This window comes from Pseudomonas neuropathica (genome assembly GCF_051174785.1).
GTDB classification, from domain to species: domain Bacteria; phylum Pseudomonadota; class Gammaproteobacteria; order Pseudomonadales; family Pseudomonadaceae; genus Aquipseudomonas; species Aquipseudomonas neuropathica_A.
In genome coordinates this window covers 3870508-3892658 of record NZ_CP195111.1, presented here as the reverse complement: position 1 = coordinate 3892658, position 22151 = coordinate 3870508, and the positions used below count along the sequence as shown (strand labels likewise).

The following is a 22151-nucleotide window of genomic DNA, read 5'->3' as shown; positions in this document are numbered from 1 at the left end:
ACCTTCCTACAGGTTTGGGTGGCAGCTGTGCGCAAGAGTAGGAACCGAGCAATCATGGACCTCGGTCACGCCGAAGCGTGTCCCGCGCACAGCCGCCGCGAACGACTTTACGGACTTGAATCAAGTGCCGCAAAAAGCCAACGAACTGTAACGCCATGAAAGCGAGGGCTCCTACACCCTGTCACCGCTCTCGCAGTGACAACGAAAAGACTATCCCTGCAATCCACCGCCCACCAGTTCATGAAAACCGCCGCAACTCGAAGGAATCGTCCGAGACCTTCGCCCCGAAAGCTCACTCTGACTCTGCCAGCAAAAACGCCAGCAACGCCGATTGCGACGAATCTTCCGACATTGAAACCTGAAAAAACCGCCTCACCTTGCAACGCAAAACCGCCTCCGGAAAGGCCTCGAAAAGTGTCGGATGTTCTTCGCTCAACCACTGCAACGCATTGGCTGTTCGAACGTCATTGCCCTGCTGCGCCAGCACCGATTCCGGCACCTGCCACCAAGGAAATATCCGCCCCGAAACCTGCGCCCTGCCACCAATTTCCAGCGCCTGACCATTGATCAAGCAACGCCCGATCAGCGGAAACAGTTGTGCCGCATCCACCTCATCGGCCTGAAGAATCGGCAACAGAAACCGCCCGTCCCAGAAACGGAAAAACACCGTTTTGCCGCCCGGCATCAGTACTTGGGTGAGGCTGCGAAAGTGCGCCACTACCTCTTCAAGACTCGCCGAAGACACCGCCAGCCAACCCCAATCCCGCGACTCGGTGGTGGCGACCCAATGCAGAAACTCACTTTCGGCGGCGACAATTCCCACGCAAGGCATCACCGCCTCCCACTCGGCATAAATCGTCTCGGCCCAGATCGGGTTCGCCGTGTCTCGCCAAGCGGCAGGCGGTTTTGCCTCACTGGCATTACTGAAAACCGCAAACAACTGCTCGGAAGTTTTCAACGGTTCACGCGCCAACCATTCGGCAGGCAAAAGAAAATCAGGCTGCACAGAGACCATCCTTGCAACGTTCACACTCTTCGCAGAATGGCGCGTCACCCTTGAAGCTCATGATTTGTGCGGCGGTGAGTATGGCTGCCGGCGCGGCGGCGAGTTTCTCCGGCAATCCCGGTACAACCGGTGTGGCACTCATCGCCGCCATCGGCGCACCACCCACAACAATCGGCACACTGCTGAAAATCCCGCCCGGGCCGATGTTGATCCACTGCCCGCCGGCCTGAATCGTCGCACTCGCCCCGCCATCAATGACCACTTGCTGGCCGGCGCTGACGTGGAATTGTCCACTGGCGCTGATCGCCTGATTGCTCACGCGAATATGCCGGTCGCCGATCACGCTCAGATGATCGTCCTGTTTCACTTCAGTCTGGCGCTGGCCGTGCGTGATGCGTTGCTCATCAGCCTTCAACTCATGCCGAGCAGTCCCGGTGACGACGATGCTGCGCTGGTTATCCACCTGCACCTGTTGATCATTCAACACATGCTGCGTCCAGTTGCGCTGGGCGCGCAGGTAGATTTCTTCGGCGCCCTTGCGATCCTCGATGCGCAGTTCGTTGTAGCCGCCACCGCCGGGGCTGCTCTGACTGCGGAAAATGCTGCGGGTCTTGTCTGCTGGCAGATCCAGGGGGATCGGCGTCGCGGCGTTGGGCAGGCAGCCGACGACCAGGGGTTTGTCGGCGTCGGCATCAATGAAGCCGACCAGTACTTCCATGCCGACTCGCGGGATCAACACGCTGCCGTAACGGTCGTGCGCCCAGTTAGTGGCAACGCGTAGCCAGCAGCTCGAGTGTTCGTTCAATTCACCGTCGCGATCCCAAGCCAGTTGCACCTTGACCCGGCCGTACTCGTCACAGTGGATTTCGGTGTCTTTCGGCCCGGTCACAACCGCCGATTGATAGCCAAGCATGCGCGGTTTTTCCGGCCCCAGCGTCGGGCGGAAAAACACGTCCCACGGCGTGGCGAGAAAAGTATTACGGTAGCCTTGGAATCCTTCCCCATCACTGGTCACCGATTCCTCCAGCACTTGCGGCTGTCGGCCATGATGTTCGACGGCAGTCAGCAGCCACAGGTCGTTCCAGTCGTTACGCGGATGGTCGATCAGTTGCAGAAAGTGTCCGCAAACCAATGCGGACTCGTCGCTGATGCCCTCGGCCTGACGGTAATCGGCGACATGTCGCTCAAGTGCACGCTGGGCGAGGTGCTTACCGGTTTCACGATCGTTGAATTGGCCAGGGAAGTGATAGTCCTCCAGCACCGGGTGCTGCTCAGCGTCGATACGACTTTCCAACTGCAGTCGCGGCTTGATGAAATTGTAATCACGCCGGGTGACCACGCTGGTGCGGGTTTCCACGCGCACGTTGAAACGCTGAATTGCCGGCGCTCCGCCTGCCATGCCGCTGCCCGGCAGATACACCGTCGACTCAGCCAGACGTGGAAACACCGTCTGGTCGTCGCCAAACACCAATACATGGCCTTCAGGACTGTGCTGGAAGTGGTAGTGAATGCCGACCTCAGCACACAACCGCTGAACGAATGCCAGATCACTTTCGGCGTACTGCACGCAGTATTCACGCAACGGGTATTCGCTGCCGAGGCGAAATTCGAAAGCGTCACGCAAGATCGAATGATCCTTGAGCACTCCCGCGATAATTTGTGGAACCGTCAGATGCTGGAAGATCCGCTGATTGATCCGCTGCGCGAGGTAGGTCAGACGCGGGACGAGGCTTATGTGATAGCGCGTCAGACGTTTCCCGGAGTCACCCTGCCCGACCTGATAAATCTGACCGTGAATGCCAGAGCCCTGAGCATCAAAGCTCAGAAACGCCTGACAGTGCAGCAGGCTTTCGAGGTCCAGATCCGGTCGCTCACTGACCAGTTCCAGCTCGAAACGAAAGGGTTGGCTGATGGCTTCCTTGCCCGTGAACTCAAGGACTTTGAGGTCATTTTGGGCGCCTTCGAGGGTCAACGTGAAACGCGGTTGATTGGCAGGCGCGAACATCCGATGTCTCTCTGCAGAATGAAGGGCGGGCGATTCTGCATGAGGGGCAAGTGGTGATGAATGGGTGACGAGAAAATCAGATTTGCCCTACCTTCATTGACGAAAAACCCTGCAAAAATCGGCGCCTTCAACTACAGACAAATCCTCCGATAGAGCCTACATCCCATGTGGGAGCGAGCTTGCTCTCGAAAGCGGCCTATCAGTCAACATCCCATCGACTGAAGCGACGCCTTCGCGAGCAAGCTCGCTCCCACATGGGATCTTCAGCGTTGGTAAGAAATCACAGGCACAAAAAAACGGCCCGTCTCCTGTAGGAAACGGGCCGTTTTCGGATGAGCCTAAGCTCAGAACAATTACTTGTTCAGGTGGAAATCTTTTTCCGCCGCTTCGAAGCGCTGCACCATGCCAGCGGTCGGCGCGCCGAGCTTGCTGACGATGAAGATGGCGATGCTTGCGAAGATAAAGCCCGGAATGATTTCGTACAGACCCAACAGCTCGAAATGCTTCCAGACCACCACGGTGATCGCGCCGACCAGAATACCGGCCAGTGCGCCGTCGCGAGTCATGCCTTTCCAGATCACCGAGATCAGTACAACCGGACCGAACGCAGCACCGAAACCGGCCCAGGCGTAGGACACCAGACCCAGTACGCGGTTTTCCGGGTTGGCAGCCATCGCGATCGCGATCAGTGCAACCAACAGCACCATGGCGCGGCCGACCCAGACCAGTTCAACCTGAGAAGCGGATTTACGCAGGAAGGTTTTGTAGAAGTCTTCGGTCAGGGCGCTCGAGCACACCAGCAATTGGCAGCTCAGGGTGCTCATCACCGCAGCCAGAATGGCCGACAGCAGCACACCGGCAATCCATGGGTTGAAGAGGATTTTGGCCAGTTCGATGAATACACGCTCGTGGTTTTCGGTCACGGGACCAGCCACTTCCGGGTGCGCCGAGAAGTACGCGATACCGAAGAAGCCTACGGCCACGGTGCCGCCCAGGCACAGGATCATCCAGGTCATGGAGATGCGACGGGCGTTGGCAATCGATTTCACCGAATCCGCGGCCATGAAACGCGCGAGGATGTGCGGCTGACCGAAGTAGCCCAGGCCCCAGCCCATCAGCGAGATGATGCCGATGAAAGTGGTGCCTTTGAGCATGTCGAAGTTGCTTGGATCATTGGCTTCGATGGCCAGGAACGTGGTGTCGACGCCGCCAGTGGCCAGCAGGACGATGATCGGCGTAAGGATCAGCGCGAAAATCATCAGCGTGGCTTGTACGGTGTCGGTCCAGCTCACGGCGAGGAAACCGCCAACGAAGGTGTAGGCAATCGTCGCCGCAGCACCGGCCCACAGCGCTGTCTCGTAGGACATGCCGAAGGTGCTTTCAAACAGACGGGCGCCAGCCACGATGCCGGAAGCGCAATAAATGGTGAAGAACACCAGGATCACGATCGCCGAAATAATGCGCAGCAGGCCGCTTTTGTCTTCGAAACGGCTGGAGAAGTAGTCCGGCAGGGTCAGGGCATCGCCGTTGTGCTCGGTCTGCACACGCAGACGGCCGGCTACGAACAGCCAGTTAAGGTAGGCACCGACGATCAGGCCGATGGCGATCCAGCTTTCGGACAGACCGGACATGTAGATGGCGCCCGGCAGGCCCATCAACAACCAGCCGCTCATGTCGGAAGCACCGGCAGACAGAGCCGTCACGACGCTGCCCAGGCTACGGCCGCCAAGAATATAGTCAGAAAGGTTGTTGGTGGAGCGATAGGCCATGAAGCCGATCAGCACCATTGCTGCGATGTAGATCACGAACGTGATCAGTGTTGGATTGCTTACGCTCATTAAGTTACGCCCTGGCTTTGTTTTTATGTAGCAGCGGTGATGAACCCCGCGCAAACGACGACGTTTGGCAGACGATTCGGGATCCCGCGCATTTAGGACTGATGTTTCCCCAGGAAAGCCACCAGCCGATGCACCGGGTTATCCCGGTTGCACCTAGGGCGCGAATGCTATGCAACAAAGTAAAAAAGGTGCAACCAGTTTCGCGAGAATTAGTTGCACCTAGTCGGATATTCCGAGAAACAGGCGGTTTTTGCTCCCTTTTAGCGCAGTCAGAGCGCGTTGCTAGAAGCAAAAGCACCAAGCAAGTGCGGCACTTGCGTACCAGAAAATAATTCCTGACGAAGCGTTTATTTTTCCGACAAAAAAAGGGTTGCACCCGGTTGCACCTCATTCGGCGCACGGCTAATCTTGCCGCCAGCTGATGCCACGCAACTGTGGCAACCATGAGGATAAAAATATGGCTACCACCACCCTTGGGGTCAAACTCGATGACCCGACCCGCGAGCGCCTGAAGGCGGCCGCGACCTCGATTGATCGCACACCGCACTGGCTGATCAAGCAGGCAATTTTCAATTACCTGGAAAAACTCGAGGGTGGTGCAACCCTGACCGAGCTGAACGGTTTGACCGCCAAGGACGTCGACGACGCGGGCGAAGTCCATACCGATCACGCCCACCAATGCTTCCTCGAATTCGCCGAAAGCATCCTGCCGCAGTCGGTACTGCGTGCTTCGATCACCGCCGCTTACCGCCGCCCTGAGCCGGAAGTGGTGCCGATGCTGATCGAGCAGGCGCGTCTGCCGGCACCGATGGCCGAAGCCACCAACAAGCTCGCTGCGACCATCGCGGAAAAACTGCGTAACCAGAAAAGTGCCGGCGGTCGTGCAGGCATTGTTCAGGGCCTGCTGCAGGAATTTTCCCTGTCGTCACAGGAAGGCGTGGCGCTGATGTGCCTCGCCGAAGCGCTGCTGCGTATCCCGGACAAGGGCACTCGCGATGCGCTGATCCGCGACAAGATCAGCACCGGTAACTGGCATCCGCACTTGGGCAACAGCCCATCGCTGTTCGTCAACGCCGCCACTTGGGGCCTGCTGCTGACCGGCAAACTGGTCTCGACCCACAACGAAGCCGGCCTGACATCGTCGCTGAGCCGCATCATCGGCAAGAGCGGCGAGCCGATGATCCGTAAGGGCGTCGACATGGCCATGCGCCTGATGGGCGAGCAGTTCGTCACCGGCGAAACCATCGCCGAAGCCTTGGCCAACGCGAGCAAGTTCGAAGCCAAGGGCTTCCGCTATTCCTACGACATGCTCGGTGAAGCGGCACTGACCGAGCACGACGCGCAGAAGTACCTGGCGTCGTACGAACAAGCCATCCACTCGATCGGCAAAGCCTCCCACGGTCGTGGGATTTATGAAGGCCCGGGCATCTCGATCAAGCTGTCGGCCCTGCACCCGCGTTACAGCCGTGCGCAGTACGAACGTGTGATGGACGAGCTGTATCCGCGCCTGCTGTCGCTGACTCTGCTGGCCAAGCAATACGACATCGGCCTGAACATCGACGCCGAAGAAGCCGACCGTCTCGAACTGTCGCTGGATCTGCTCGAGCGCCTGTGCTTCGAGCCGCAACTGACTGGCTGGAACGGCATCGGTTTCGTCATCCAGGCTTACCAGAAGCGTTGCCCGTACGTGATCGACTACGTGATCGATCTGGCCCGTCGCAGCCGTCATCGCCTGATGATCCGTCTGGTGAAAGGCGCGTACTGGGACAGCGAAATCAAGCGCGCCCAGGTCGAAGGCCTGGAAGGCTATCCGGTCTACACCCGCAAGGTGTACACCGACGTTTCCTACATCGCTTGCGCACGAAAACTGCTGTCGGTGCCGGAAGTCATCTACCCGCAGTTCGCCACGCACAACGCCCACACCCTGTCGGCGATTTACCACATCGCCGGTCAGAACTATTACCCGGGCCAGTACGAATTCCAGTGCCTGCACGGCATGGGCGAACCGCTCTACGAGCAGGTTGTAGGCAAAGTTTCCGAAGGCAAGCTGAACCGTCCGTGCCGCGTGTATGCACCGGTCGGCACTCACGAAACCCTGTTGGCGTATCTGGTACGTCGGCTGCTGGAAAACGGCGCGAACACTTCGTTCGTCAACCGCATCGCCGACCAGTCGATTTCGATTCAGGAGCTGGTGGCCGATCCGGTGGCGCAGATTGAGCAGATGGCTACCGTGGAAGGTGGTTTCGGCCTGCCGCACCCGCGCATTCCGCTGCCGCGTGATCTGTATGGTTCCGAACGCGCCAACTCCAGCGGCATCGACATGGCCAACGAACATCGTCTGGCCTCGTTGTCCTGCGCATTGCTGGCCACTGCGCACAACGACTGGAAAGCTGCACCGATGCTTGGTTGCGTTTCCAGCACCGAAACTCCGGCAGCCGTGCTGAACCCGGCGGATCACCGCGATGTGGTCGGTCACGTGCAGGAAGCCACCGTCGAAGACGTCGACAACGCCATTCAATGCGCGCTGAACGCTGCACCGATCTGGCAAGCCACCCCGCCGGCCGAACGCGCGGCGATTCTGGAACGTGCCGCTGACTTGATGGAAGGCGAGATCCAGCCGCTGATGGGCCTGTTGGCTCGCGAAGCCGGCAAGACCTTCGCCAACGCCATCGCAGAAGTCCGCGAAGCGGTCGACTTCCTGCGTTACTACGCAGTGCAGGCGCGCAACGATTTCAGCAATGACGCCCATCGCCCACTGGGTCCGGTGGTGTGCATCAGCCCGTGGAACTTCCCATTGGCGATTTTCAGCGGCCAAGTCGCTGCCGCATTGGCTGCCGGTAACCCGGTATTGGCCAAACCTGCAGAGCAAACTCCACTGGTGGCGGCTCAAGCCGTGCGCTTGCTGCTCGAAGCCGGCATCCCGGAAGGCGTGCTGCAACTGCTGCCGGGTCGCGGTGAAACCGTCGGCGCCGGTCTGGTCGGTGATGAGCGCGTCAAAGGCGTGATGTTCACCGGTTCCACCGAAGTCGCGCGCCTGCTGCAACGCAACATCGCTGGCCGTCTCGACAGCCAGGGCCGTCCGATTCCGCTGATCGCCGAAACCGGTGGCCAGAACGCAATGATCGTCGACTCCTCGGCACTGACCGAACAAGTCGTCATCGACGTAGTGTCGTCGGCGTTCGACAGCGCCGGTCAGCGTTGCTCGGCGCTGCGCGTACTGTGCCTGCAGGAAGATTCCGCTGATCGTGTCATCGAAATGCTCAAAGGGGCCATGGCGGAAAGCCGTCTCGGCAATCCTGAGCGCCTGTCCGTGGACATCGGCCCGGTGATCGACGCCGAAGCCAAGGCTGGCATCGACAAGCACATCCAGGGCATGCGCGACAAAGGTCGCAACGTCTACCAAGTGGCGATCGCCGACACCGAAGAAGTCAAACGCGGCACCTTCGTCATGCCAACCCTGATCGAACTGGAAAGCTTCGACGAGCTGCAACGTGAAATCTTCGGTCCGGTGCTGCACGTGGTGCGCTACAAGCGTAAAGAGATCGATCAACTGATCGGCCAGATCAACGCTTCCGGTTATGGCCTGACGCTGGGCGTGCACACGCGCATCGATGAGACCATCGCCAAGGTGATCGACAACGTCAACGCCGGTAACGTCTACGTCAACCGCAACATCGTCGGCGCTGTGGTCGGCGTGCAGCCATTCGGCGGCGAAGGCCTGTCGGGTACTGGCCCGAAAGCCGGTGGCCCGCTGTACCTGTACCGTTTGCTGGCGACACGCCCTACCGACGCCATCGAACAATCCTTCGCTCGCGGTGATGCCGTTATCGCCCCGGACGTTCGTTTGCGCGACGCCATGAGCAAACCGCTGAACGCTCTAAAAGCCTGGGCTGAGAGCAACAAATACGCTGACCTGAGCACCCTGTGCGTGCAGTACGCTGCGCAATCGCAGAGCGGCATCACCCGCGTACTGGCCGGCCCGACCGGTGAGAAGAACAGCTACGCGATCCTGCCGCGTGAGCACGTGCTGTGCCTGGCGGAGGTTGAAGGTGATCTGCTGACGCAACTGGCGGCGGTGCTGGCGGTAGGCGGTTCGGCGGTATGGCCAGAGTCCGACATCAGCAAGGCCTTGTTCGCACGCCTGCCGAAGGAGATTCAGGCGCGGATCAAACTGGTTTCTGACTGGAATAAAGACGACGTGGTGTTCGATGCGGTTCTGCATCACGGCCATTCCGACCAGTTGCGCGGCGTTTGCCAGCAAATTGCCAAGCGTGCCGGCGCGATCGTTGGGGTTCAGGGCTTGTCCCAGGGCGAGACCAACATTGCCCTGGAGCGTCTGGTGATTGAGCGGGCGTTGAGTGTTAACACCGCTGCGGCGGGTGGTAATGCCAGCTTGATGACTATCGGCTAATACTGATAAACCGGGCACCTGCACAGGTGCCCGGCATAGCAACAATCCCTGTGGGAGCGAGCTTGCTCGCGAAAGCGGTTTGCCAGTCAACTCATCTGTTGAATGTGCCGACCTCTTCGCGAGCAAGCTCGCTCCCACAGTGGTTTGTGGTGTTTGCAAAGTTGCTGCGCGGCTCCAACATCACGCTTATCAATCATCCTGTTCAGCCTTTATCAGCACGCCTAGACTCGGCCCAACCCCAATTTCAGGTAGGCCGCCATGTCCGAGACGCTGCTCAGTTCCCGCAATCTGGCTTTCGAGCTGTATGAAGTCCTCGATGCCGAGGGCCTGACCCGGCGTGAGCGCTTTGCCGAGCACAACCGCGAGACCTTCGACGCCGCCATCGGCACCGCGCGCAACATCGCCGAAAAGTACTTCGCGCCGCACAACCGCAAGGGCGACGAGAACGAACCGCGCTACGAAGACGGTAAGGCGATTCTGATTCCTGAGGTGAAACCGGCGGTGGATGCCTTCCTTGAAGCCGGATTCCTCAACGCCGCGAGAAGTTTCGACGCCGGCGGTATGCAACTACCGACATTGCTCTCGCAAGCCTGTTTCGCACATTTCCAGTCAGCCAACGCGGCGTCGACGTCCTACCCGTTCCTGACCATGGGCGCGGCGAACCTGATCGAGAGCTTTGGCACGGACGAGCAGAAACAACGCTTCCTGCAACCGATGATCGATGGCCGCTTCTTCGGCACTATGGCCCTGACCGAACCCCATGCCGGTTCGTCCCTGTCGGATATTCGTACGCGCGCCGAGCCTGCGTCCGACGGCACCTATCGCCTGAAGGGCAACAAGATTTTCATTTCCGGCGGCGATCACCCGTTGTCGGAAAATATCGTGCACATGGTTTTGGCCAAGCTGCCGGATGCCCCACCGGGGGTAAAAGGCATTTCGCTGTTTATCGTGCCGAAGTTTCTGGTCAACGATGACGGCAGCCTCGGCCCTCGCAATGACGTGCTGCTGGCCGGGCTGTTTCACAAGATGGGCTGGCGCGGCACCACCTCCACAGCGCTGAATTTCGGCGATAACGGCGAGTGCATCGGCTATCTGGTGGGCAAGCCGCATCACGGTTTGAGCTATATGTTCCAAATGATGAACGAGGCACGGATCGGCGTCGGCATGGGCGCGGTGATGCTCGGTTACGCCGGTTATCTGTACTCGCTGGAGTACGCCCGCGAGCGGCCACAGGGTCGTGTGCCGGACAGCAAGGATCCGACGACGGCGCCGGTGGCGATCATTCAGCACGCCGATGTCAGACGTATGCTGCTGACGCAAAAGTCGTACGTCGAAGGTGCATTTGACCTCGGCCTGTACGCCGCTCGCCTGTTCGATGACACCACGACGCTTGAGTCTGAAGCCGAGCGCAAACAGGCGCATGAATTGCTGGATCTGCTGACGCCGATCGTCAAATCCTGGCCGTCGGAGTTTTGCCTGAAGGCAAATGAACTGGCGATCCAGATCCTTGGTGGCCACGGTTATACCCGCGAGTATCCGGTAGAGCAGTATTACCGCGACAACCGCTTGAATCCGATTCACGAAGGCACCCACGGCATTCAGTCGCTGGATTTGCTCGGGCGCAAACTGGCGCAGAACGGCGGCGCGGGACTGAAGCAACTGATTCGACTGATAGCCAATACCGCTGAGCGTGCGACGGCGTATGAATCGCTGACCGCACTGCGTGAACCACTGGAAAAACTGGTGGCACGCCTGCAAACGGTGACCATTGGTTTGTTGACCGATCTGGCGCAGGGCAAGGTCAATAGCAGTCTGGCGAACTCGGCGTTGTACCTTAAGGTGTTCGGCCACACGGTAATTGGCTGGCGCTGGCTGGAACAGGCGATTCGTGCCGAGGAAGGATTGGCCAAGGATAATGCGGCGGATGCTGGCTTCTATAAAGGCAAGTTACAGGCCGCGCGGTACTTTCTGACGTGGGAAGTGCCGGGTTGCCACCATGAGCTGGCGTTGCTGGAGGCGCGGGATGATACGTGTCTGTCGATGGAGGATGCGTGGTTCTGAAACGCTACCCTCACCCCAGCCCTCTCCCGGAGGGAGAGGGGGCCGACCGAGGTGTCTGGCGCTATACATCGACCTGAAAAACCGCGTCGATTATGGATTCGGTACTGCACTTCCAAGTCGGCGAATTACTCAAGCATCCCACATTCAGTCCCCTCTCCCTCTGGGAGAGGGTTAGGGTGAGGGGCTTTTCAGGTTTAACACTCAGCTCAACTTGAACCCACCCATCTGCCGCGCCAGATCATCCGCCAGTTTCTGCAACATCTGGCAGTCTTCACGACAGGCCCGAACCTCCCCCGCCGTCGCCCGCGCCAGATCAGAAATCCCCTGCACGTTACGGTTGATCTCCTCCGTCACCGCCGACTGCTCTTCCGTCGCCGTCGCGACCTGATGGTTCATATCGCTGATGCGCTCGACCTGACCGGTAATCGCCGTCAACGATGCCCCGGTGCGCTGGCTCGACTCAACCCCAGTGCCGGTTGCCGCTTGCCCGGTACGCATCGACGACACTGCGTTTTCCGCACCTTGCTTGAGGCTGCCAATCATCTGCTGGATTTCGTCGGTGGACGCCTGCGTCCTGCGCGCCAAAGTACGCACTTCATCAGCAACAACCGCAAAGCCGCGTCCCATATCACCGGCGCGCGCCGCCTCGATAGCGGCATTAAGTGCCAGCAGGTTGGTCTGCTCGGATACCCCGCGAATCACCGCCAGCACCGAGTCGATCGACGCCACCTGATGTGCCAGCTCACCGACCGCACCCGCCGCGACGCCAATCTCATCGGACATGCTTTCAATATGCCGGATCGAGCCACCGACCACTTCCCGCGCCTGCATCGCCTCATCCCGCGCGGTTTGCGAGGCCAGCGCCGCATTACCGGCGTTCTGCGCAATTTCCTGCACCGTCAGTCCCATCTCGTGAACGGCGGTCGCGACCATGTCGGTCATTTCCTGCTGGCGGCCCGAGCGTTCGGCGGTATTTTCCACCACTTTCGCCACCTGCCCCACGGCCGTGCGCAGGCGCTCGCTGGTGGTCAGCACTTCACCGATCATCCCGCGCTGGCTATCGAGGAAACGGTTAAAGCCGCGAGCGAGGTCACCCAGCTCATCAGCGCGGCTGGAATCTAACCGATGGGTCAAATCTCCACCACCGCTACCGATTGCTACCAGCGCGGCTGTTACTTGGCGAATCGGCCGCACCAAACCTTGCGCCAGCCACACCACCAGAGCGAGGCACACCAATGCCACCGCCAGACCAATGCCGCCACTCATCCACATCGCTTTACGGGCTTCGGCGTAGATCTGCGACTGCGGCACTTCGGCCACCAAGGTCCAACCTAAATCACGCAAAGGCAGGCTGAAGGCGAGGAAGTCTTCGCCATCCCTCTGGAAGCTGCTGCTGATCGCCGTTTTCTGGCCCATGACGGCCTGCGCCGCATTGGCGCCAATCTGCTCGCTCAAGGTGCGTTTGCCGCTGAACTGCGCCTCGGGATGCACTTGGATCAAACCGTCGGAACGCACGAGATAGACCTTGCCACGCTCACCAAAGCTGAAGTTGTGGATCAGCTCCGACAGTTCTTTCATGCTCAAACCAAGCCCGGCCACACCGACCACTTTACCGGCCTGCTCGACCTTCAAATCGATGAACAACGCCAATTCTCCGGTCGCCCCGTCATTATCGATATTCAGAGTGCGCGGTTGATTGCTGTCGAGGAAAGAATAGAACCAGGCGTCGGCCGGTTTGGCGCGACTGAGGGTGCGATCCAAGCCTTTTTCGGTGATGTAATGATTGGATTCGGTGCCGATGATCAAAGCGGTGAAAGCTTTATGTTCGGCGCGGATGCCTTCCAGATACTGCGCGAAGCCAGCGGTTTTGCTGCTGTCTTCGCCTGAGGCGAGCCAGTCACGGACCATCGTATTGCTGGCGATGTCTTTGGCCGCCGTCAGCGGTTGCACGAGGATGCGTTCGATATCGTTGCGCGTCGCTTCAATGCTCGACGGCAGCGCTTGCTCGACCAGATAGCTCTGGGCGAGGCGGTTGACCACCAGGGTATAAATGCCAACCACGATCAGGATACTGACCAGCAGGGCGGTGCCCATGCTGAGAATCAGCTGCCATTGAATACTGCGTCGCCACAACTGCATGGAGCACCCCCAAAGAATAAGAGGCTGAAACACTGCAACTGTCGCGCCAGATGTATACAAAAATCACGCAAAAAAGAGACAAACCTTAAAGCAGTGATCTTCGAACAGCAAGAAGCGGGCCGATTTCATGGGGAGAGCACTGTCAACTCTGACAGGTTACAGGTCGCATCGCGTGGCATAGATTGCAGTTTCCCTGTCTGTGCCCAAGCATTCGCTTCACAGACTCACGCTGTACTAGCAGGAGAAAGATCATGGCTGATACAAGTCCAGCTGAAAGCTTTGTACAGACAATGTCTGACAACGATACGTTTGTGAAATCAGCGCAGGTCGGCGACTTTGTCGACGGATCCAGCATGCTATCGATGATCACCCGAAAACACTTCACCGAAGTCATGGTTTTCCCCGTAATCCATTACAAAGCTACGATCACTACATTCTCAGGCGCGACGTTCAGTACAACTCAGCCGATCGCAGGATCAGAATATATAAACCTGCTTTCGCGCGGAGATGAAGTGACGATCGACGAGACGACCTACAGGGTCTCCCACGGAGAGTTCAAGAAGCAAACCAACGGAGAGTGGTTGAGGAAGATCTACTGGCAACCAGTGACTAAAACTCAATAAACATAGAGCCGTTCATATATGAGCGCCTCGAAGTACCGAGGCGCTGCAAAAACGCGCTTCAACCCTGATTGATGGTCTTGGCAATAGTGTCGACCGTGGCGCTGACTTGCTCTTGATACCGGTCGAGTTCTTCTTTGTGCTGCTTCTTCATTTCAATCTGCTGCGAGCACAGATTCATCGCCGCCAGCACCAGCAAGCGGTCACCGATCAGTGTCGGGTATTTGCGCTTGGTATCGTCCAGCGCTGCCTTGAGCATCATGGCCGCGTCCAGCAGGGTCTGTTCTTCCCCGGCCGGTGCCTTGATCGAATAGTCCTCCCCGAGAATGGAGACGACTTTTACCCCTGCTGTGTGGTGGTTCATGCGCTGACCGGACCTGCGTTGACGCGATCAACCAGGGCTTGAATGCGGGCGGCGGTGGCGCCGTGCTTTTCTTCCTGCTCCATCAGGTTCAGTTGCAGGCTTTCGTTTTCATCCTTGGCCTGGGCCAGTTCCATGGACAGGGTCTGGTTGGTTTGCGCGAGGGTCTGGTTCTGTTGCACCAGGTCGCTGACGAGCTGTTCCAATTGGCTGAGGGATGCTTCCAACATTTTGATCTTCCAAGCGTTTTTCAAAGGGCGCGTACGATAAAGAAAAGTCATCACGGATGCCAGGGTTAAACCGGCGCAAAGCCTTGATTTTCCTGGCGGCCGACCGTTCTCGCGAGCTTTAAAGACTGTGATCTGCCGATCTGGTTCCTGCACTTCGTCGCTCAAGCGCTTCTGCGACAAATACGCACACCACCTCAAGACTTTAGTCGCATGACCGATAAGTCATCCATACAGCAGTCTCAGCCCGCATGGATGCGGCCCTCTCTTGGTATCCGCCCATGTCCCTCCGCAATATGAATATCGCCCCACGGGCGTTTACCGGCTTCGCCCTGATCGGCGGCCTGATGCTGATTCTCGGCGTGTTCGCGCTGAATCAGATGAGCAAAATCCGCGCAGCAGGCGAAGACATCGCTACTGCCAGCGTGCCTTCGATCAAGGCCCTCGACGAATTCACCCAACTGACCCTGCGTTTGCGCGTTTTGTCGTATCGGTTGCTGATCAACCGTGAACCGGACGTTCAACAAAAAACTATCGAACTGTTCGAGCTGCGCAACAAGCAGATCGCCGACGCCCAGCGCGCCTACGAACCGTTGATCGACGGCCCGCAAGAACGTGCGGCTTATGATCAATACGTGCAGTTGCTCGCGCAGTACCGCCAACTTGAAGAGCGGATGAAAACCCTGTCGCGCAACAATCAGATCGATGAACTGCGGCAGATGCTCAACTCGGACTTGCTGAGCAACTCGGAAGCGGTGAACACCGCCCTGGCGCGCCTGCTGGAGATCAACACCCAGCAAATCGCCGACACGGATAAGGGCGCGAGCGATCAGTTTTCGATGTCTTTCAACCTTGTGGTCACGTTGTTGGTGATCGCCACTGGCCTGACGTTCCTCTTCGCCTGGCTGCTGACCGTGAGCATCACCAAGCCGATCTCCAAAGCATTGGAAGCTGCGGAAACCATCGCCGAAGGCAACCTGACCCAGCCGATCCACGTTGACGGTGAAGACGAGGCAGGACGTCTACTCGCAGCCATGGCCAAGATGCAATCGAAGCTGCGTGACACCTTGCAACGGATTTCCGGTTCGGCCACACAGCTGGCTTCGGCCGCCGAAGAACTGAACAGCGTCACCGACGAAAGCGCGCGCGGCCTGACTCAGCAGAACAATGAAATCGAACAGGCGGCCACTGCGGTCAACGAGATGACCAGCGCTGTGGAAGAAGTTGCGCGCAACGCCGTGAGCACTTCGGAAGCGTCGAAAAACGCCACCACGTCCGCTGGTGACGGTCGTGATCTGGTGCAGGAAACCGTCAGCGCGATCGAACGCATGAGCGCTGATGTGCAAAGCACTGCGTCGCTGATCGGCGATCTGGCCAATGAATCCCGCGACATCGGCAAGGTGCTCGACGTGATTCGTGGCTTGGCCGATCAGACCAACCTGCTGGCACTGAACGCAGCGATTGAAGCGGCGCGTGCCGGTGAAGCCGGTCGCGGTTTTGCTGTGGTGGCGGATGAAGTCCGTGCCTTGGCGCACCGTACCCAGCAGTCGACCAGTGAAATCGAGCGGATGATCGGCAGCATTCAGAGCGGCACCGAACACGCCGTGGATTCGATGCGCAACAGCACCGAGCGTGCCGAGTCGACCCTGAACATCGCTCGTGGTGCCGGCATGTCGCTGGACACCATCAACACCGCCATCGTCGAGATCAACGAGCGCAACCTGGTGATCGCCAGCGCCGCCGAAGAGCAGGCGCAAGTGGCGCGGGAAGTCGATCGTAATCTGGTGAATATTCGTGATTTGTCGGTGCAATCGGCGACTGGTGCGAATCAGACCAGTGCGGCGAGTAATGAACTGTCGCGGTTGGCGCTGGATTTGAACAACATGGTTGGGCGGTTTAGCCTGTAATTCAGTAAATCAAGATCAAGATCAAAAGCACCCTCACCCCAGCCCTCTCCCAGAGGGAGAGGGGGAAAGGGGGCAGATCGGGGGCTTTTCAAAACCTGAGTTCGGCGCGATATTTCAGGTCGCTGTAACTTGAACCAATACCGCGATCAGCCGGAAAGGGAGCAGATCTTCGTGTTTTTCAAAACCTGAGTTCGACTCAGAATTTTCAGGTCGATGTACCTCGCACAAACACCTCGATCAGTTCCCTCTCCCTCCGGGAGAGGGCTAGGGTGAGGGCTGCAATCTTCAGCCGAACCAAAATCCCGAACACGCCAGCGTAAAAACCTTTTTGACAGCATCACATTTCAACAGGTTAGAATCGCTGGCACGCAGACTGCATGGTCAGTTTGTGCCCGTATTTACGCTTCTGGAGTACTGCCTTTGAATGCGACGACCATCAACAGCCTGTTCTTGATCGGCGCGTTGCTGGTAGGCGCAAGCATTCTCGTCAGCTCCCTCTCCTCCCGTCTCGGCATCCCGATTCTGGTCATCATCCTCGCTGTCGGCATGGCCGCCGGGGTCGATGGCGGCGGGATCATTTTCGATAACTACCCCACGGCCTATCTGGTCGGCAACCTCGCACTGGCCGTGATCCTCCTCGACGGTGGCTTGCGCACGCGAGTGTCGAGTTTCCGCGTGGCGTTATGGCCGGCGCTATCGCTGGCCACGGTCGGGGTGTTGATCACCACCGGGCTGACCGGCATGGCCGCTGCCTGGTTGTTCGACCTCAATCTGATTCAAGGCCTGCTGATCGGCGCCATCGTCGGCTCAACCGACGCCGCGGCGGTGTTCTCGCTGCTGGGCGGCAAAGGCCTGAATGAACGGGTGACGGCCAGCCTGGAAATTGAATCCGGCAGCAACGACCCGATGGCGGTGTTTCTCACCGTGACCCTGATCGACATGCTCGCCAGCGGCCAGACCGGCCTGCACTGGAGCCTGTTGACCCATCTGATTCGCGAGTTCGGCATCGGCGGCGTGATCGGTCTCGGTGGTGGCTGGCTGATGTTGCAACTGGTCAACCGCATTAACCTCGCAGCGGGGCTCTATCCGATTCTGGTGATTGCCGGCGGTCTGGTGGTATTCGCCCTTACCAACGCCCTGCATGGCAGCGGCTTCCTCGCCGTTTATCTGTGCGGTCTGGTGATCGGCAACCGCCCGGTGCGCAGCCGTCACGGCATTCTGCACATGCTCGACGGCATGGCGTGGCTGGCGCAGATCGGCATGTTCCTTGTGCTGGGTTTGCTGGTAACGCCGCACGATTTGCTGCCGATCGCCCTGCCCGCTCTGGGTCTGGCGCTGTGGATGATTCTGTTTGCGCGACCGCTGTCGGTGATGGTCGGCCTGCTGCCGTTCAAAGCGTTTCATGGCCGCGAGAAAGCCTTTATCTCCTGGGTTGGCCTGCGCGGTGCGGTACCGATCATTCTCGCGGTGTTCCCGCTGATGGCCGGGCTGCCGAATGCGCAGCTGTACTTCAACCTCGCGTTCTTCATCGTGCTGGTGTCGCTGCTGGTGCAGGGCACGAGCCTGCCGTGGGTCGCCAAGCTGCTGAAAGTGACGGTACCGCCGGAGCCTGCGCCGATTTCCCGGGCAGCGCTGGAAGTCCACGTCACCAGCGAGTGGGAGCTGTTCGTTTACAAGCTTGGCGCGGAGAAATGGTGCATCGGTTCGCCCCTGCGCGAGCTGAAAATGCCCGAAGGTACGCGTATCGCGGCACTGTTTCGTGGCCAGCAACTGCTCCATCCGTCGGGTAGTACGGTGCTGGAAGTCGATGATTTACTGTGTGTTATCGGCCATGAACACAACCTCGGCGCCCTCGGAAAACTGTTCAGCCAGGCACCGCAACGCGGCCTCGATCTGCGTTTCTTCGGCGATTTCGTACTCGAAGGAGACGCCCAGCTTAAAGCGGTTGCCGCGCTCTACGGGTTGCCGGCCGAGGGCATCGATCCAGACATGACCTTGGGCGCCTTCATCGCGCAGAAAGTCGGTGGTGCGCCCATCGTCGGTGACCAGGTGGAGTGGAACAACACCCACTGGACGGTTGCGGTCATGGACGGGAACAAGATCGGCAAAGTCGGCGTCAGATTCCCCGAAGGAAGTCGCCCGGGCCCCGGACTCTTCCTCTAAACTGCGTCCACTCTCACTTGCTTGACCGGTCTCTATGCCTACCCTGCGCTCCTTTTTCGCCGCGGCCCTGCTGGGCCTGAGTCTTACTGTCGGCCCGCTGTACGCCGCCGAACCACCTTCCAGCGATGCCGTGCAGGCCAGTCTCGACAAACTGGCCGACAGCAAACTGCCGGATGCCGACAAGAAGGCCCTGCAGACCGTCCTGCAGAACACGCTCAATCAGCTGAACAATCAGCGTGATTACGAGCAGAAGCTGATCGATCTCAAGCAACAACTGGCAACTGCACCCAAGCAGACCATTGAAAACACCCGCGAATTGACGCGCCTCAAGGCCACGCCCGTGGTCCCGGTGGCGCAGCGTTTTCCCAAAGAGTCGATTCAGCAACTGGAGCAGATCCTCACCGATCGCTCGACCCAGCAAAGCGATCTGCAAAAAGCCCTCGCCGACGCCAACAGCCTGATCATCACCGCACAGACTCGTCCCGAGCGCGCGCAAGCGGAGATTTCCGCCAGCCAGACGCGCATCCAGCAGATCAACAACATTCTCAAGTCCGGCAAGGACGCGGGTAAAACCGTCACCGCCGAGCAGCGTGACCAGTTGAACGCCGAACTGGCGGCGCTGAATGCGCTGATCCCGCTGCGTCGTCAGGAGCTGGCCGGCAACAGCCAGTTGCAGGATCTGGGCAATGCTCAGCATGACTTGCTCTCGGAAAAGTCCGAGCGTCTCGACCGCGAGATCCAGGAACTGCAAACCCTGATCAACCAGAAACGTCTGGCGCAGTCGCAAGAGACCGTGACGCAGCAATCGATCGAAGCGCAAAAGGCCGGCAGCAGCAGTCTGCTGGCCATCGAAAGCACGGCCAACCTCAAGCTATCCGACTATCTGCTCAAAAGCACTGACCGCCTCAACGAAGTCACCCAACAGAATCTGCAGACCAAACAACAGCTCGACAGCCTGACCCAAAGCGATTCAGCGCTGGACGAGCAGATCAGCGTACTCAAGGGCAGCCTGTTGCTGTCGAAGATTCTCTATAAGCAGAAACAAGCCCTGCCGCGGCTCAAGGTCGACCGCGATCTGGCGGATCAGATCGCCGACATTCGCCTGTGGCAATTCGACGTCAGCCAGCAGCGTGAGCAACTGAGTAATCCAGCCGCCTATGTCGACAACCTGCTGGCCACTCAGCCGCCGGAGCAGGTTACCCCGCAATTGCGCAAAAACCTGCTGGAACTGGCCAACACCCGCGCCGACCTGCTGGAACGGCTGAATCGCGAACTGAGCGCCATGCTCAATGAGTCGATCACCCTGCAGCTCAACCAGAAACAACTGCTGAGCACCGCGCAGGGTCTGCGTGCGACGCTCGATGAGCAGATGTTCTGGATTCCCAGCAACAAGCCGCTGGATCTGGAATGGATGCGCGCTGTGCCGGAGCGCCTGAAACGCCAGGTCGACACCCTGCCGTGGGCCTCCAGCCTCAGCGAGCTGACCGACGGCCTGACCCAGCGTCCGCTGCTGTTCCTGCCGCTGGCGCTGCTGATCGGTGCACTGCTGTGGCGGCGCAAGAATCTGTACGCGCGGTTAAACAAGGTTCACCAGGACATCGGCCACTTCAAACGTGACAGCCAGTGGCACACGCCGCAGGCGATCCTGATCAATATCCTGCTGGCGATGCCGGTCGCGTTGGGCCTGGCGCTGTGCGGTCTGGCGTTGCAGATCGACGCTCGCGGGCAGAACACCAATATGGGCGCAGCGCTGCTGCAAATGGGTCAGGCCTGGCTGGTGTTCTACACCGCTTACCGGATTCTCGCCCCGGGTGGCGTAGCGGAATTGCACTTCCGTTGGGAAAAACCGCAGGTCGAATTCCTCCAGGGCTGGATCCGCCGCCTCGGTCTGGTGGTCATGGCGCTGGTGACTATTGTCGCCGTCGCCGAACTGCAACCGGCCGCACTGGCCGACGACGTGCTCGGCATGCCGGTGGTACTGACCTGCTACGCCTTGATGGCATGGCTGCTCAGCCGTTTGCTGATCGCCAGCCCGACTCACGAAAACACTTCGCTGTTCCGCAAAGCCGTCGGTGTGCTGTTCACCTTGCTGCCGATCGCCTTGTTCGTTGCAGTGTGCTTCGGCTACTACTACACCGCGCTGAAGCTCAGCGACCGCCTGATCAACACCCTGTACCTGCTGATGTTCTGGCTGGTGATCGAAGCCACCTTTGTTCGTGGTCTGAGCGTTGCCGCACGGCGTCTGGCTTACCAGCGCGCCCTGGCCAAACGTCAGGCGGCGAAAGAAGCCGGCGACGGCGAAGCGGTGATTGAAGAACCGACCCTGGACATCGAAAAGGTTAACGAACAGTCCCTGCGCCTGATCCGTCTGGCCCTGCTCGGCGGTTTCATCGCCGCGCTGTACTGGGTCTGGTCAGACCTGATTTCGGTGTTCTCGTACCTCGACAACATCACCCTCTACGAATACACCAGCGGCACCGGCGCCAACATGAGCATGGTGCCGATCAGCATCGGCGACATGCTCGGCGCACTGATCATCATTGGCATCACCTTCGCCCTCGCGCGCAACTTGCCCGGCCTGCTGGAAGTGTTTGTGCTGTCCAAGCTCAATCTGGCGCAGGGCAGTGCCTACGCGACCACGACGTTGCTGTCGTACGTGATCGCCGGCGTCGGTTTCGTCTCCACCCTGTCGACCCTCGGCGTCAGCTGGGACAAGTTGCAATGGCTGGTGGCGGCGCTGTCGGTCGGCCTCGGTTTCGGTATGCAGGAGATCTTTGCGAACTTCATCTCCGGCATCATGATCCTCTTCGAACGTCCGGTACGGATCGGTGACACCATCACCATCGGTAACCTGTCGGGCACGGTGAGCAAGATCCGCATCCGCGCCACGACCATTACCGACTTCGACCGCAAGGACATCATTGTCCCGAACAAGACGTTCATCACTGGGCAACTGATCAACTGGTCACTCACCGACACCATCACCCGCGTGACGCTGAAGCTCGGCGTCGACTACGGTTCGGATCTGGATCTGGTCAAGGAACTGCTGCTCAAGGCTGCCCGGGAAAACCCGCGAGTGCTCAAGGAGCCTGAGCCGCACGTGTACTTCCTCAACTTCGGCGAAAGCACCCTCGACCACGAATTGCGCATGCACGTGCGCGACCTCGGTGACCGTAACCCGGTGCTCGATGAGGTCAACCGCTTCATCAACCGCGAGTTCAAGAAGCAGCACATCAACATCTCGTTCCGCCAGATGGAGGTTTACCTGAAGAACCTTCACGGTCAGGAATACAAGATGGTGCCGATCGAACCGGAAACGAAAACCATCGTGCCGATCGCCGACGATCAGAAACCGCTGCAAGAGCCGCCGCCGGCCAAACTCGACTAACCGGTCTAATCCCAGCAGAATGCTC

General features: G+C 59.1%; 12 protein-coding genes and 1 pseudogene. 7 read left to right on the top strand and 6 right to left on the bottom strand.

Annotation, left to right across the window (positions count from 1 at the left end):
• Positions 1-292 precede the first annotated feature (292 nt).
• The 3 genes from ACRRSD_RS17695 to putP form a co-directional block, all read right to left on the bottom strand.
• Complete coding sequence (locus tag ACRRSD_RS17695; RefSeq protein WP_435034452.1) at positions 293-1006, bottom strand: DUF4123 domain-containing protein; 714 nt, start codon at positions 1004-1006, stop codon at positions 293-295.
• Entirely contained in the window at positions 996-3011 is a 2016-nt protein-coding gene (locus ACRRSD_RS17690) for a type VI secretion system tip protein VgrG (protein ID WP_435034451.1), read from the bottom strand. The genes ACRRSD_RS17695 and ACRRSD_RS17690 overlap by 11 nt, the downstream gene beginning before the upstream one ends.
• Before the next feature lie 353 nt (positions 3012-3364).
• Positions 3365-4849 (bottom strand): sodium/proline symporter PutP, encoded by a 1485-nt coding sequence (gene putP, locus ACRRSD_RS17685; RefSeq protein ID WP_435034450.1) that lies wholly within the window; start codon positions 4847-4849, stop codon positions 3365-3367.
• A 457-nt stretch (positions 4850-5306) separates the two neighbouring features.
• Here putP and putA point away from each other — a divergent pair, with 457 nt between their 5' ends.
• A complete protein-coding gene (gene putA, locus ACRRSD_RS17680; protein ID WP_435034449.1) occupies positions 5307-9260 on the top strand; it encodes a trifunctional transcriptional regulator/proline dehydrogenase/L-glutamate gamma-semialdehyde dehydrogenase in 3954 nt (1317 codons plus the stop codon).
• Positions 9261-9518: 258 nt separating this feature from the next.
• Complete coding sequence (locus tag ACRRSD_RS17675; protein WP_435034448.1) at positions 9519-11321, top strand: acyl-CoA dehydrogenase; 1803 nt, start codon at positions 9519-9521, stop codon at positions 11319-11321.
• Between the two features lie 201 nt (positions 11322-11522).
• Here the strand turns inward: ACRRSD_RS17675 and ACRRSD_RS17670 are convergent, their stop codons facing one another.
• Positions 11523-13460 carry a methyl-accepting chemotaxis protein gene (locus ACRRSD_RS17670; protein WP_435034447.1) on the bottom strand — a complete coding sequence of 646 codons (1938 nt, stop codon included), beginning with the start codon at positions 13458-13460 and terminating at the stop codon, positions 11523-11525.
• A gap of 251 nt (positions 13461-13711) precedes the next feature.
• Here ACRRSD_RS17670 and ACRRSD_RS17665 point away from each other — a divergent pair, with 251 nt between their 5' ends.
• The gene (locus ACRRSD_RS17665) at positions 13712-14083 is read left to right on the top strand and encodes a hypothetical protein (RefSeq protein WP_099757801.1); all 372 of its coding nucleotides are present in this window, start codon (positions 13712-13714) and stop codon (positions 14081-14083) included.
• A gap of 58 nt (positions 14084-14141) precedes the next feature.
• On the opposite strand, the gene ACRRSD_RS17660 is transcribed toward ACRRSD_RS17665, so the two are convergent.
• Positions 14142-14444: a cell division protein ZapA gene (locus tag ACRRSD_RS17660; RefSeq protein ID WP_064117128.1), complete on the bottom strand. Its 303-nt coding sequence runs from the start codon at positions 14442-14444 to the stop codon at positions 14142-14144.
• On the bottom strand, positions 14441-14671 hold the full coding sequence (locus ACRRSD_RS17655) for a hypothetical protein (RefSeq protein WP_194935848.1): 231 nt from the start codon (positions 14669-14671) through the stop codon (positions 14441-14443). Before ACRRSD_RS17655 ends, ACRRSD_RS17660 begins: the two co-directional genes overlap by 4 nt.
• A 248-nt stretch (positions 14672-14919) precedes the next feature.
• Here ACRRSD_RS17655 and ACRRSD_RS17650 point away from each other — a divergent pair.
• The 4 genes and pseudogenes from ACRRSD_RS17650 to mscK all read left to right on the top strand — a co-directional run.
• Positions 14920-15672: pseudogene (locus tag ACRRSD_RS17650) on the top strand (MCP four helix bundle domain-containing protein); the annotation flags it as partial.
• A 30-nt stretch (positions 15673-15702) separates the two neighbouring features.
• The gene (locus tag ACRRSD_RS17645; protein WP_371042268.1) at positions 15703-16575 is read left to right on the top strand and encodes a methyl-accepting chemotaxis protein; all 873 of its coding nucleotides are present in this window, start codon (positions 15703-15705) and stop codon (positions 16573-16575) included.
• 420 nt (positions 16576-16995) lie between these two features.
• Positions 16996-18738: a potassium/proton antiporter gene (locus ACRRSD_RS17640; protein ID WP_016983888.1), complete on the top strand. Its 1743-nt coding sequence runs from the start codon at positions 16996-16998 to the stop codon at positions 18736-18738.
• A 34-nt stretch (positions 18739-18772) separates the two neighbouring features.
• Positions 18773-22126 carry a mechanosensitive channel MscK gene (gene mscK / locus ACRRSD_RS17635; protein ID WP_435034446.1) on the top strand — a complete coding sequence of 1118 codons (3354 nt, stop codon included), beginning with the start codon at positions 18773-18775 and terminating at the stop codon, positions 22124-22126.
• Positions 22127-22151: the final 25 nt, after the last annotated feature.

Coding starts and splice junctions, on each gene's coding strand:
- ACRRSD_RS17690 (WP_435034451.1), bottom strand. CDS start 3,011: ATGTTCGCGCCTGCCAATCAACCGCGTTTCACGTTGACCCTCGAAGGC.
- putP (WP_435034450.1), bottom strand. CDS start 4,849: ATGAGCGTAAGCAATCCAACACTGATCACGTTCGTGATCTACATCGCA.
- putA (WP_435034449.1), top strand. CDS start 5,307: ATGGCTACCACCACCCTTGGGGTCAAACTCGATGACCCGACCCGCGAG.
- ACRRSD_RS17675 (WP_435034448.1), top strand. CDS start 9,519: ATGTCCGAGACGCTGCTCAGTTCCCGCAATCTGGCTTTCGAGCTGTAT.
- ACRRSD_RS17670 (WP_435034447.1), bottom strand. CDS start 13,460: ATGCAGTTGTGGCGACGCAGTATTCAATGGCAGCTGATTCTCAGCATG.
- ACRRSD_RS17665 (WP_099757801.1), top strand. CDS start 13,712: ATGGCTGATACAAGTCCAGCTGAAAGCTTTGTACAGACAATGTCTGAC.
- ACRRSD_RS17660 (WP_064117128.1), bottom strand. CDS start 14,444: ATGAACCACCACACAGCAGGGGTAAAAGTCGTCTCCATTCTCGGGGAG.
- ACRRSD_RS17655 (WP_194935848.1), bottom strand. CDS start 14,671: ATGTTGGAAGCATCCCTCAGCCAATTGGAACAGCTCGTCAGCGACCTG.
- ACRRSD_RS17645 (WP_371042268.1), top strand. CDS start 15,703: ATGGCCAAGATGCAATCGAAGCTGCGTGACACCTTGCAACGGATTTCC.
- mscK (WP_435034446.1), top strand. CDS start 18,773: ATGCCTACCCTGCGCTCCTTTTTCGCCGCGGCCCTGCTGGGCCTGAGT.